We start from the raw sequence: 13,223 nt of genomic DNA, 5'->3' as shown, positions 1-13,223 counted from the left end.
CTGCTTTTCAACCAGAGTTAATGAAAGATTACAATCAACCTACATTAAATATCATCTAATACGTGGCGGTTAAGTCAAAAACTCGGTATGTTATCGGCAGCATTATTTGTGGAGTTTAAAAACGTGATAAAAAAATCCATTCTATTAACTTTGTTGTCTTCATCTATTGCCATGCAAGCAGGCGCAGAGACAGACTTTGAAAAGGCATATCATTCATTCGATGAAAACAGCATAAAAGCGGACGTTAAGCTACTTTCGTCTGACGAGTTTGGTGGCAGAGCACCGTCTACCGAAGGTGAGAAGCTAACAGTAGATTATTTAGTTAGTGGTTTTAAGGCACTTGGCCTAGACCCAGGAAACAAAGACAGCTATACACAAGCCGTATCTATGGTGCAAATTGAAAGCACACCAACAAGCAGCCTAACGATTGCTGATATGGAGTTTGAATTCCCTAAAAACTTCGTAGCAAGTTCACGTAAAACCCAAAAAAGTATCGCTTTGAAAGATTCGCCATTAGTGTTTGTGGGCTATGGTATAAACGCGCCAGAGTACAATTGGAACGATTACCAAGGTGTTGATGTTAAGGGTAAAACAGTTGTTATTTTGGTTAATGACCCAGGCTATGCCACACAAAAGGAAAGCTTATTTGAAGGCAACACTATGACCTACTATGGTCGTTGGACCTACAAATATGAAGAAGCAGCTCGCCAAGGCGCTGCCGGCGCAATTATTGTCCATGAAACAGCGCCAGCTAGTTACGGTTGGAATGTCATCGAAAGCAGCTGGACAGGGCCTCAATTTCACTTACCTGTAGCGCAAACCAATGAGCCATCAGTAGATGTCGAAATGTGGATCAGCGTTGAAAAAGCAAAAGCCTTATTTGCAAAAGCAGGCGTTGATTTTTATGACGCGAAAAAGCAAGCCTTAGCAAAAGATTTCAAGGCAATTGACTTAAAGAATACTGCATCTATTAGTATTGAAAACAACGTTGAATCTTCTGTGTCAGATAATGTCATTGCCACGATTAAGGGTAGTGAGAAACCGGATGAACATATTATTTACATGGGTCATTGGGATCACTTAGGTGAAACAGTGATTGATGGTAAAAAAGTGGTGTTTAACGGTGCCCATGACAATGCCACTGGTACAGCCGGTTTAGTGCATATTGCAAACGCGTATAAGCAACTAGAAAAAGCACCTAAACGCTCAGTTACCTTTATTGCGGTAACAGCTGAAGAGCAGGGCAGACTGGGCTCTCGCTACTTTGCAAGCAATCCAACAATGCCGCTAAATAAAATTGTAGGCTTGATCAATATGGATAGCTTAAGCATTAGCGGCATGAAAAAAGATATTTCAGTGGTTGGTTTTGGTAAATCAGAGCTGGAAATCGCGCTAGCACAGGCAGCTAAGCGCCAAAATAGAACGCTTTCTCCAGAGCCTACTCCAGAGCGCGGCTATTATTATCGTAGCGACCATTTTAGTCTTGCGCTAAAAGGTGTGCCAGCGTTAAGTGCGGGTGGTGGTTTAACACCGTTAAATGTAGAAGAAGCTAAAATTGCAGAGCAAATGACTGCATTAAAGTCACAGTGCTACCATCAAGCGTGTGATGAATATAGTGAAGACTTTGGCTGGGCAGGTATGATTCAAGAACTACAATTGTTCTTTGAAACAGGCTTAATATTAGCCGACGGTGATAGCTGGCCAAATTGGCGAGAAGGCACAGAGTTTAAAGCCGCTCGCGATGCGATGATGAAATAGCTCGAGTTAAAATTAAAAAAGCCCGCATTAAGCGCAATGCTGATCTATTAAGAATGTGATCAGTTGACCGATCCAAATGATCGTGCAAAATCCGTAGTCAGTTTTCTGATTACGGATTTTTTTATGCCTGCCTTCACCCAGTTTCACGATTTTATCGAAGAATCCCCAGTAGATATTGCCAAGTTAACCACCTTTTGTGAGCACATTCCTGACGATTGGGTTTATCAAGCGACAGGGTTGTCAGCCAAAGCTACAATCCGAAGACGGCGTTTGCCCAGTGATATGGTGCTTTGGTTGGTAGTTGGTATGGCATTTTTTAGAAACGAACCGATTGCTGAAGTAGCAAGGCGTATGAACATATGTGCTGAAGGCTTAGCTGATGAAAAACTTTTAGCTAAAAGTGCATTAACCGAAGCGAGAAAACGTCTTGGCTCTGAATCGATGGCATGGCTATTTAGGCAATGCAGCAACCAATGGGGATTAGAGCGTTACCCAGGTGACACTTGGCACGGCCTTCAGGTTTTTGCTGTTGATGGGGCTTTATTTCGCACAAATGATACGCCTGAATTACGTGAGCATTTCGGCTCTGGAAATACGAGCACAAATCGGCAAACGCCATTTCCTATGTTAAGGCTCGTGACGCTAATGAATGTTCGCTCTCATGTGATTGTTGATGGCGATATAAGCCCTTATCGAAAAGGTGAAATTCCTCTCGCAAAGGGGTTCATGGATAAGTTGCCAGATAACTCAGTTACCCTACTAGACAAAGGTTTCTATAGCGCAGAGCTACTTCTGGGTATAAACAAACTGGGAGACAACAGTCATTGGCTTATTCCCGCAAGAAAAGGTTTAAAGTACACGCTGCTCGACAAGCAAGAAAGTAATGACCAATTGGTCGAGATGAAGGTCTCCCCTCAGGCAAGAAAGAAGAATCCTGACTTACCGGAAACTTGGAAAGTTAGGGCTGTAACGTATGAAGTTGCTGGCAAAGTAAAAACGGTATTCACATCATTACCTCGTGATAAATACAACGCTCAAGATGTTGCCGAGTTATACCATGAGCGTTGGGAAATTGAGCTAGGTTACCGAGACATCAAATCATCAATGCAACACAATGCGATCACCCTTAGAAGCAAAACAGTTGATCTTGTATATCAAGAGTTATGGGGACTTGTGCTGGGTTACAACCTTGTTCGAAGAGAAGCTAGTCAAGCGGCCGTTTCTCATCAAAGAGCTCCTAACGAAATTAGTTTCAAATATGCTTGCCAGTTCATCGCCAGTCAATTGAAAGTGATGGCAAAAGCGCTATCACCTGGTAATACACCAAAACGATTAGCTCAGCTTCGAGGTGACTTGACCATGCTCTTCAAAGAAAACCGCCCTAGGCCATCAAGACCTAGGGCGGTAAAGATATCAAAGACCCGTTATCCAATTAATCGCAATGCTGCTCCACTAAAGTGAACAGCATTGCGCATTAAGCGGGCTTTTTATTACTTTAATTTGATACTTTTGCTTGTGTTTCTGGGTTGCTGTAAGGATGCTCCACAAAGGTAAACGTAGCATTGGGCTCTGTGTAAACCAATACCTGGCACCCGTGCCAAGATGATGGAATTTTCCAACTAGATTCTTTGGTAAACGAATAAGTGCTCCAATTGTTTTCGCAACGAATATCTAATTTATGGATGTCGTGAGTGTTTTCGATAATTGAGAATTGATTTCGAACAGGTGTATGCCACCATGTTGAGTTATTATTGGTTTCTCCTTTCACACCAATGATTTTATCGCTTTCTATCAATGCCAATATCTTGGTTTCCGCTTTGTTTATCCCATTTAATCTGGCTTCATCATCTGTTAGTTGAGACATTTCATCGATATAACGTAGAGCCTTGTCTAGTTTGCTCTCGGCAGTGGCGTGAGTAAGTTTTTCATTAAGGATAAACATTGCGTAAGGCTTAGGTACGCCTTTTTTATTATGATCTGTATCAAGCGCCGCCTTTGTAAGTAATGCTTGATCGTTAACTTGTGCACCATATTGCAACAGCAGAAGATTTAAATAATGTTGTTCGGAGTATCTTTTCTTTTCTTTGCCTACTAATACATCTATATGCTGCTTGGCCAACGTTGTATCGCTTTCAGATAATGCTTGAGTTGCTTTTTTATATTCATTTAGAAAAGACGAACTAACACCACCATCGTCCATTTTAAAATCCATTTGTACAAGATTTTGACAACTATCTACTTTTTCACCATTTTCTGTTGCTGGTTTGTATTTCCATTTCTTGATTGCGGATTTAGCAGCCTTTGCAAAGGCTTTTTCTCCAGAGTGTTCTACAACAGTAACGTGCTCAACTTTACCTTCTTTGTTGACGACAAAACTCACTCTCGCCCAGCCTTCTTTACCACGTGCCGCCATATCATACGGATATTTTGGCTGTATTCTTCCCTCGTCTAAGGGCATAGCTGGAGTAAAATTTGTGATAAGCTTGGACAAGTTTTTGGGTGTTTCATTTACTTCGTCGGCGAATGCGATTGGGCTTGATGCAAGTCCGTATATCGCCAACGGGAAAAGTAGGCGTTTCATGTTGAATTCCTTTTACTTATTAATTATTTATTACCAAATCAGTATACGTTGCGAATGAGTGTTTTTGCAATGTTTAAGATATTCATCGTCATTGCGGCGAAAGCCGCAATCTCGGGCTGTAAAAACGCGTATTGAGTGGATAAAAATAGGATGCACATTTTATGTTAGGGAGGTTCCGTGTAAAAACATCACGGAATGACGGGTCATATGTTCGAAATTTATGACGAAGGATGTCCTGATTAGCTACGTTTGGTCATAAAAAAAGCCTGCTAAAAAGCAGGCTTTAGTATGTGGCTCCCGCTAAGACCCAAAACAAGGGGCTTAAACCAGTGACACACGCTAAGTTTTTATAAAGAGCACTACTGAAAATTGCTCCTGCATTTTAAGTATACCGTCCGTCCTGGACATATGTCCGTCGCTTAGAGCGACAGTCCTATATCGTGTGTCCTGATTAGCTACGTTTGGTCATAAAAAAAGCCTGCTAAAAAGCAGGCTTTAGTATGTGGCTCCCCAAACTGGGCTTGAACCAGTGACACACGGATTAACAGTCCGTCGCTCTACCAACTGAGCTATTGGGGAATAACAAGTCGTGAATAAGTATAACACGTCTTATTTTTAAAAGTGGCTCCCCAGACTGGGCTTGAACCAGTGACACACGGATTAACAGTCCGTCGCTCTACCAACTGAGCTACTGGGGAGTAGTTTCGCGAGCTACCTCGCTAACGGGGCGGAATATTATAGATAGCCTGTCTTACTGTCAACACTAAAATGCGAAATTTTTTAAATAATAATTCGTTTGCTTATTTAACCGTCAGCTTGATGTAAAAAGACGCAATTTAAGTGAAATAATGGACTTTATCTTACAGAAGAGAGACTTATCCACCAAAGTTGTGGATAAGTGTGTGAGTTGTTATTCAGTAACCTTGGTTAGCCCACTAAAATCAACAAGTTAGCAAACTGATCAAACAATAGCCTTAATAGTTTAAATGTAATAAAAACATATAGTTAGCGTGTTTATTGGTCTTTCTGTGAGCATGCAGATCAAAAATCACACAACATCGAGCATTTAATTGGAATTGTGTACAAAATGGACGCTTGTTGGTACATAATTTTTACAAATAAGGAATACACGAATAAAAACTAAAAAATATAATTAAATTTAATTGAAAGTTAGCTAGTCGTCGCAGTATCTTTTACAATATTCGTTCTAATAACAGCACTAGTTTTATTTAATGACCACATCCCATAAACGCCAAATTGATTTGCTTAACGATCCGGTCGCGCCAACATTAAAGAAAATGACCATCCCAATGATCATGGGCATGATTCTTTTAATGACATTTAATTTGGTTGATACCTTTTTCGTTAGTTTATTGGGAACTCAACCCTTAGCCGCAATTAGTTTTACTTTTCCTGTCACCTTTACTGTGCTTAGTTTAACCATTGGCCTGGGTATCGGTACCTCAGCAGTCATTGCCAGAGCGCTTGGTAAAAAAGATGATTGCACCGCTAAAGATGCTGCGTTTACCGCGATGTTAATCACAGGTGTAATCGTTGGTATTTTGTCGTTGTTCGGTTATTTATACGAAGATGAAATGTTCTTGATGCTGGGCGCGTCAGAAGAATTGTTACCGCTGATTCATCAGTATATGGATGTGTGGTATTTAGGTAGTATTTGCCTGATTGGGCCGATGATAGGTAATGCTGTGCTGCGCGCATCAGGTGATACCAAAACGCCAAGTATCATTATGGGCGGAGCGGGGCTGATTAATGCCATTCTAGATCCCATTTTAATTTTTGGCTTTGGCCCTGTGCCAGCTATGGGCATAAAGGGAGCTGCGATTGCCACGCTTATTTCATGGATGTTTGGTCTGATTTTGGTGTTAGATATTCTTATTCGCCAAAGAAAACTGCTAGATCCTAAATGGTTGCCGTTTGATCGATTTGTTACTTCTTCACGTGAAATTTTACGTATTGGTTTACCCGCCGCTGGTGCCAATATGCTTACGCCAATTGCGGCGGCTGTGCTTACCGCTATTGTTGCAACCTATGGTGAAGCTGCTGTGGCAGCCTTTGGTGTAGGGTCACGAATTGAATCGATAGCTTGCTTAGTTGTACTAGCTATGTCGATGACACTGCCACCTTTTATTAGCCAAAATTTTGGCGCGGGAAAAATGCAACGTGTAGAAGAAGGCTATAAAACATCGGCTAAGTTTGTCATGGTGTGGCAAGTGCTTATCTATGTGATTTTAGTCGCAATCGCGCCACTTATTGCTATGGCTTTTGCCAAAGAAGATGCTGTTGCAGACATTATTAAGCTGTTTATTTGGATTTTGCCATTAGGATACGGCCTGCAAGGCATTATTATTTTAACCAATTCGTCTTTCAATGCTTTACACAAACCAATGGTTGCCTTGGTGTTAAGTATTATTCGTTTGTTTGTCTGCTATGTGCCGCTAGCCTACATTGGCAGCCTGCTCTATGACCTTGAGGGCTTTTTCGTCGGCGCTTTATTGGGCAATTTTGTTATGGCATTTATTTCTTATGGCTTGTTTGTTAAACAGTTTAAGGGCGATTTTAAAACAGCAGAGGAGGTTGAACAGTCATGAAATACCTCACCTTAGTTTCAGACTATAAACCTGCGGGCGATCAACCTCAGGCCATCGAAAAGCTATTAGATGGTATTGAATCTGGGTTAGCGCATCAAACACTACTTGGTGTTACTGGCTCTGGTAAAACATTTACCATGGCTAACGTAATAGAAAAGCTTAATCGCCCAACGTTAATGTTAGCGCCAAACAAAACGCTAGCTGCTCAGCTATATGGCGAGATGAAGGAATTTTTTCCTAACAATTCGGTAGAGTACTTTGTGTCCTACTACGACTACTATCAGCCAGAAGCTTATGTGCCAACGACGGATACCTTTATCGAAAAAGATGCGTCGATAAACGATCACATCGAACAAATGCGCTTGTCGGCAACGAAAGCCTTGATGGAGCGCAGAGACGTTATCATCGTTGCTTCAGTTTCAGCGATTTATGGTTTAGGTGATCCTGATTCCTACTTGAAAATGATGTTGCACCTGAGAGTGGGCGATATCATAAATCAGCGCGATGTATTAAGACGACTTGCAGAATTACAATACACTCGAAATGACGTAGCCTTTCAACGTGCAACTTATCGTGTGCGCGGTGATGTTATCGATATATTCCCGGCTGAATCTGACAAACTTGCGCTTCGTGTTGAGCTATTTGATGAAGAAGTCGAAAAGATAAGCGAATTTGATCCACTTACAGGCAGTGTAGAGCGCAATTTAGCTCGTGTAACTGTGTATCCAAAAACACACTATGCGACGCCAAGAGAAACAATTTTATCAGCGGTTGAAAATATAAAGGTCGAACTAAAAGAGCGTGCCAAACAGCTTAAAGACAACAATAAGCTCATTGAAGAGCAACGCATTGTGCAGCGCACACAGTTTGATATTGAAATGATGGTAGAGTTAGGTTACTGCTCTGGTATCGAAAACTATTCGCGCTATTTATCTGGCAGAGGCCCAGGTGAAGCGCCACCGACCTTGTTTGACTATCTGCCTCACGACGGTTTGTTGATTATCGATGAATCACATGTCACGGTGCCGCAAATTGGTGCCATGTATAAAGGTGACAGATCACGTAAAGAAAACCTCGTTGAATATGGTTTTCGCCTACCTTCAGCATTGGACAACAGACCAATGAAGTTTGAAGAATTTGAAGCTATATCGCCGCAAACGATTTATGTTTCAGCGACACCAAGTGATTATGAACTTGATAAATCGGCGGGTGATGTAGCTGAACAAGTCGTGCGTCCAACAGGTTTGCTTGATCCTGAAATTGAAGTAAGACCGGTTGATACACAAGTGGATGATTTGCTGTCGGAAATTCGCAAGCGTATTGCCATTGGTGAAAGGGTACTAGCAACTACGTTAACTAAACGTATGGCAGAAGATCTTACCGATTATCTTGACGAACACAGCGTAAAAACGCGTTACCTACATTCAGATGTTGATACTGTCGAGCGTATGGAAATTATTCGTGATTTTCGTATGGGTAAATTTGATGTACTTGTTGGTATTAACCTTTTGCGAGAAGGTTTAGATATGCCAGAGGTGTCATTAGTGGCTATTTTAGATGCTGACAAAGAAGGATTTTTACGTTCTGTCAGATCCTTGATTCAAACCATTGGTAGGGCAGCGCGTAACGTTAATGGTAAAGCGATTTTATATGCTGATACCATCACTCGCTCGATGCGAAGTGCGATAGACGAAACCAATCGTCGTAGAGAAAAGCAAGAAGCGTTTAATAAAGCAAATGGCATTACGCCAAAAGGCGTTGTTAGAAAAATTACCGACGTCATGGATGTGGGCGGCGATGTTGTCGATGCCGTGGTGGCGAAGAAGGTCGCTGATAAGCAGGCTCAGTATGCAACGCTTTCAACACAAGAAATTGACGAGAAAGTGAAAGGCCTTGAAGAGAAAATGCTTAATCACGCGCAAAACCTCGAATTTGAAGAAGCGGCTGCAGTGCGTGATGAGATAGCAAAACTAAGAGATCAACAACTACTGACTTAGCAGATAAAGAAAGAGCTAAGAATTATCTTAGCTCTTGCATGGTGTAGCTACTAATGATTTCGGCTACAGCGTCTGAGTTACAAAGGCTCAATTGACTGATTTCCTCGATAATTCGATCCTGAATATCAACAGGGAATAACATTAATTGCTCTAGATATAAATGAGCTTGAGTTTCTTTGTTTCCATTTATCATATCGGCGAGGTTAGCGCCGTGATTTTTCCATATCGCACTCATAATAACTCCTCAAGGTAAGTACCTTATTTCAGTGAATGCAACAGAATAACTAAGTGGCTATTGTTATTATATTCAATGTAGCACATGTATTATTCAACTGTAGGTGGTAGATTCTTTTGCGCAAGAAAATTCCCCCATACCTTAAGTGTAGTCTGTTATTTTATAATTGTTATAGATAATAGGTATATTCAAATATTCAGTTATAAGCCATGCTTATATATGGATATAGCTCCACGAACAGTTTAGTAGATATATGATTAGCGCTTTTGTTTTTGGCGAATTTGGTTTACATTACATAGCCTAGATGTCGCTAAATGCGCCAAACGCTCACGAACTTATAATAATTAAGAGGTTATCCGGTGAACCACATCAATAAGAAAGTCATTTCCCTTTGTTTATTAGCAAGTGCCATCTTTGGTGCACAAGCCATTGTTGAAGAAAACATAGAGATCACAGTTAAAAAAACCGATGTCGCTAATATATTTGTTGATGTAAATGGCGAGATCACTAGCGTCAAACTGCCAAAAGGTGCGTTAGATAATCCAGAAGCACTCGACAGTGCGTTAGCAACACTTTCACCTGAAGTCAGAAGTAAGGTGAAGCAAGCGTTATCTCACCTAAGTGGTGAAGCGGATGTTGAACTTGAGCAGCACGTTGAAGTAAAGAAACAAGTGTGGGTGACAAAAGAAGACGATGTAGAAATTGAAATGGACATCGACGAGAGTGCAACCCCTCATAAAAAACATATGGTTATAGAAGCAACGGGTACTATTGGCAAAGATATTGTTGCTCGTTTAATCGATAAAGCCACCTTAAGTGCAGAAGATATTGAAGCACTTAAGCAACAACTTGATGAGAAAGCTAGCCAGCTGTAGTTCAATCACTTTTGCTAACTTTGACGATAACCCTGTATAGTTTTGTACAGGGTTATTTTGTAGTGATGGCGTAATTTTAACTTGTTAATCGGTTACAGTTGCCGCATCCAAATTACATAAGTTCACAAATTACAATTCGTGCGCCCTGCCCAAAACATCAGGTGTCTAGCACAATTGTCCTAAATCAATGTCATCTATTCGTCACATTAATTACACACAATTAACATATTTCTAAAACATTTCTGTCATCTTTCGCTCGTAGCATTTACGCAATTTTTAAAATCATAAAAAACTTTTAGAGTTAATTGCGGAGCATCAAATGCACATCAAAAAAACATTTAAACTAAGCGCTATGGCTGCAGCTCTCACCTTGGTGGGTTGTGGTGGTGATATTAACCTAACGTCAGAAGTCGACAATTCAGTTGGTGACACAATCATTAATAATCCTCCTACATCAGGTGGCCCAACAGACGTGGAATTGCCAGGTAAATCAAATACACAATTGGCAACAACTGTCTCTGCAGCGATGGGGTTTGATGTATTAGTTCAAGTGATCGATGGCGAGATTACAGAAGATGTAACCTTAGTTGCATCAGCGGATGGTAAGCCAGTATTTTATGCGATTAGCGGTGAAGTATCCGTTGGTGGCAACACAGCAGGTAAGGGCGCACGCGCCGCACGTGCTGATAGCGACCCAACGCTAACGATTGAACCAGGCGCGGTGCTATTTGGTCAATCGGGTAACGATTACATTGTTGTACAACGTGACGGTAAAATTAATGCCGCGGGTACAAAATCACAACCTATCATTTTAACGTCTTTACAAGATGTTAAGGGCGAAGAAACAACTGCCGGCCAATGGGGCGGCCTTGTTATTCTTGGTAATGCACCATCAAACAAATGTCCAACAGAAGGCGATTGTGCGCTACAAGTTGAAGGTGTATCCGAAGGTGCTGTATTTGGTGGTACCGACTGGGAAGATGACTCAGGTGTTCTAAAGTACGTTGTTGTTAAATACGCAGGTTTTGAAATTGCACCAGACAATGAATTAAACGGTATTACCTTTGGTGGTGTTGGTAGTGGTACTGAGGTTGATTACATTCAAGTGCACGCAAACGCAGATGACGGTGTTGAGTTCTTTGGGGGCGCGGTAAATGTTAAGCACTTAGTGTTAACTGGTAACCGTGACGATAGCATTGACTGGGATAATGGCTATCGCGGCAAAATTCAGCACGCTTACGTTAAACATGCAGACAACGCCGGTGAAGCTAACCGCGCTATTGAAGCAGACAACGATGGTTCTACGCCAGACAAAGAACCACAGTCAAACCCAACTATCGCTAACCTAACCATCATTGGTAATAACTTCGACACGGCAGATAAAGACTCTGAGGGTATTTATTTGCGTGAAGGTACAGCAGCGTCTTTTTACAACACAGTAGTTACGGGTCCATCTGAAATGGGTGAGTGTTTAGAGCTAGAAGGTGGTACAGGCTCTGTCACAGTATCTAACGCAGAAAGCGGTAAGATCATGTTCCAAAACTCAGTGATGGCATGTTCAAATGGTGAAAACTTTAAAGATGCAAAAGATGACGATAGCAACACCATTCTTGATCTAGAAACGTGGTTTGTAGCTGAGTCTTCTAACAGCATTAGCTCGTCTATTTTAATTGATGCTGACGGCGTCCCATCAGCACAATCGCCACTTGTAGCAGCAGACGCTGGTCAAGATGTATCAAATGTTGATAGCTTCTTTGATGCAACAGATTATGTCGGTGCATTCGATGGTCAAAACGACTGGCGCGAAGGCTGGGCATTTGGTTTCGGCGGTGGCGTGGTAACCGCTAGCGCAACCGTTGAAGGCTGCCCTGTAGGTACGTCGTCAATTACACCAGTTGATGGTGTTACAACTACGTGTGAAATTAGCGGTGTCATCACGTCAGACTTAACTTTAACAAGCAGCAATTACTACGCTTTAAACGGTCCAGTGTTTGTAGGTAACGATAAAGCCGATAGCGCAACGTTAACGATTGAAGCAGGCACAACCATCTATGGTCGCAGTGGTAACGACTATATCGTTGTTAGTCGCGACTCAATGATTGAAGCAAACGGCACAGCATCAGCGCCTATTACGTTTACCTCTAGCCAAGATGTCACTGGTCAAGAAACCGGCTCTGGTCAATGGGGCGGCATGGTATTACTGGGTAATGCGCCATCAAATAAATGTCCATCTGAAGGCGACTGTGCATTGCAAGTTGAAGGTGTGCAAGAAGGTGCTGTCTTTGGTGGCACGGATGAAGCAGATAGCTCAGGTACATTACGTTACGTTGTCGTTAAACACGCTGGATATGAGATTGCACCTGACAACGAGCTAAACGGTATTACCTTTGGTGGTGTTGGTAGTGGCACAAAGGTTGAATTCATCCAGGTACATGAAAATGCTGACGATGGCGTTGAATTCTTTGGTGGCACAGTATCGCTTAAATATGTGGTGCTGACAGCAAACAAAGATGACAGCGTTGATTGGGACAATGGTTATCGCGGTAACATGCAATACGTACTTGTGAAGCATGCTGATAACGCCGGTGAAGCTAACCGCGCAATCGAAGCGGACAACGATGGTTCAACGCCAAACAAGGCGCCACAATCTAACCCAACGATTGCCAACATGACCATTATTGGTAATGACTTCGACACAGCAGATAAAGACTCTGAAGGTATTTATCTAAGAGAAGGAACCAAAGCACAGCTAAGAAACTTTATTGTAACGGGTACGTCAGGCATGGGTGAATGTTTCGAACTGGAAGCAGGGCTCACGGTTGACCAAGCAATTGCATCAGAAACGTCAATTAGCAACTCAGTGTTTGCTTGTAGCGAAAACTTTAAAGCAACAGCAGATTCGTCAGAGGCTGCATTTGACCTAGGTGCTTGGGTATTAGCACAAGACAATAACTCAACAGAAGTAATGATGAGTGACGTGTTAGATGGCATTTACACCATAGACACAACAACACCATTTACCTTCTCAGATACAAGTTTCTTTGACAATGCTAACCACATTGGAGCGGTAGACAAAGACAATGATTGGACAGCCGGCTGGACTGTAGGCCTAGAGTAAAGCGCTTAAGGTGTTAGCCTCGGCTAGCACCTTATTTAAGCAATCCAATA

At 41.9% G+C, this 13,223-nt stretch carries 8 protein-coding genes and 2 tRNA genes; 6 read left to right on the top strand and 4 right to left on the bottom strand.

All coding sequences use genetic code 11. The features are described 5' to 3' along the window. The first annotated feature begins 87 nt into the window (after positions 1–87). The gene (locus QUD85_RS08765) at positions 88–1,758 is read left to right on the top strand and encodes a M28 family metallopeptidase (RefSeq protein WP_407705059.1); all 1,671 of its coding nucleotides are present in this window, start codon (positions 88–90) and stop codon (positions 1,756–1,758) included. A 123-nt stretch (positions 1,759–1,881) separates the two neighbouring features. Further along, positions 1,882–3,219, top strand: coding sequence for an IS4 family transposase (locus tag QUD85_RS08760; RefSeq protein WP_093332494.1), 1,338 nt, complete (start codon positions 1,882–1,884; stop codon positions 3,217–3,219). A gap of 34 nt (positions 3,220–3,253) precedes the next feature. On the opposite strand, the gene QUD85_RS08755 is transcribed toward QUD85_RS08760, so the two are convergent. From QUD85_RS08755 to QUD85_RS08745, 3 genes are all read right to left on the bottom strand, one after another. Continuing rightward, on the bottom strand, positions 3,254–4,339 hold the full coding sequence (locus tag QUD85_RS08755) for an energy transducer TonB (protein ID WP_093329453.1): 1,086 nt from the start codon (positions 4,337–4,339) through the stop codon (positions 3,254–3,256). Positions 4,340–4,842: 503 nt separating this feature from the next. Then, a tRNA-Asn gene (locus QUD85_RS08750) sits at positions 4,843–4,918 on the bottom strand. 43 nt (positions 4,919–4,961) lie between these two features. Next, positions 4,962–5,037, bottom strand: a tRNA-Asn gene (locus tag QUD85_RS08745). A gap of 534 nt (positions 5,038–5,571) precedes the next feature. Here QUD85_RS08745 and QUD85_RS08740 point away from each other — a divergent pair. After that, on the top strand, positions 5,572–6,948 hold the full coding sequence (locus QUD85_RS08740) for an MATE family efflux transporter (protein ID WP_093329455.1): 1,377 nt from the start codon (positions 5,572–5,574) through the stop codon (positions 6,946–6,948). Then, positions 6,945–8,945: an excinuclease ABC subunit UvrB gene (uvrB, locus tag QUD85_RS08735; RefSeq protein ID WP_093329457.1), complete on the top strand. Its 2,001-nt coding sequence runs from the start codon at positions 6,945–6,947 to the stop codon at positions 8,943–8,945. Before QUD85_RS08740 ends, uvrB begins: the two co-directional genes overlap by 4 nt. A gap of 22 nt (positions 8,946–8,967) precedes the next feature. On the opposite strand, the gene QUD85_RS08730 is transcribed toward uvrB, so the two are convergent. Beyond that, positions 8,968–9,180 carry a hypothetical protein gene (locus tag QUD85_RS08730; RefSeq protein WP_093329459.1) on the bottom strand — a complete coding sequence of 71 codons (213 nt, stop codon included), beginning with the start codon at positions 9,178–9,180 and terminating at the stop codon, positions 8,968–8,970. Between the two features lie 359 nt (positions 9,181–9,539). On the opposite strand from QUD85_RS08730, the gene QUD85_RS08725 reads away from it, so the two are divergent. Together QUD85_RS08725 and QUD85_RS08720 are read left to right on the top strand one after the other, a co-directional pair. Then, the gene (locus QUD85_RS08725) at positions 9,540–10,055 is read left to right on the top strand and encodes a hypothetical protein (RefSeq protein WP_093329460.1); all 516 of its coding nucleotides are present in this window, start codon (positions 9,540–9,542) and stop codon (positions 10,053–10,055) included. A 319-nt stretch (positions 10,056–10,374) separates the two neighbouring features. Continuing rightward, positions 10,375–13,173: a hypothetical protein gene (locus tag QUD85_RS08720; RefSeq protein WP_093329462.1), complete on the top strand. Its 2,799-nt coding sequence runs from the start codon at positions 10,375–10,377 to the stop codon at positions 13,171–13,173. Positions 13,174–13,223: the final 50 nt, after the last annotated feature.

Source organism: Thalassotalea agarivorans (genome assembly GCF_030295955.1).
In the GTDB taxonomy this organism is placed as follows: Bacteria; Pseudomonadota; Gammaproteobacteria; order Enterobacterales; family Alteromonadaceae; genus Thalassotalea_D; species Thalassotalea_D agarivorans.
The sequence above is the reverse complement of the archived record's forward strand: the minus strand, read 5'-3'. Positions and strand labels throughout refer to the sequence as shown.

Bases quoted from the DNA above. Each gene is read 5' to 3' on its own strand.
- QUD85_RS08765 (WP_407705059.1), top strand. From the start codon at position 88: ATGTTATCGGCAGCATTATTTGTGGAGTTTAAAAACGTGATAAAAAAA.
- QUD85_RS08760 (WP_093332494.1), top strand. From the start codon at position 1,882: ATGCCTGCCTTCACCCAGTTTCACGATTTTATCGAAGAATCCCCAGTA.
- QUD85_RS08755 (WP_093329453.1), bottom strand. From the start codon at position 4,339: ATGAAACGCCTACTTTTCCCGTTGGCGATATACGGACTTGCATCAAGC.
- QUD85_RS08740 (WP_093329455.1), top strand. From the start codon at position 5,572: ATGACCACATCCCATAAACGCCAAATTGATTTGCTTAACGATCCGGTC.
- uvrB (WP_093329457.1), top strand. From the start codon at position 6,945: ATGAAATACCTCACCTTAGTTTCAGACTATAAACCTGCGGGCGATCAA.
- QUD85_RS08730 (WP_093329459.1), bottom strand. From the start codon at position 9,180: ATGAGTGCGATATGGAAAAATCACGGCGCTAACCTCGCCGATATGATA.
- QUD85_RS08720 (WP_093329462.1), top strand. From the start codon at position 10,375: ATGCACATCAAAAAAACATTTAAACTAAGCGCTATGGCTGCAGCTCTC.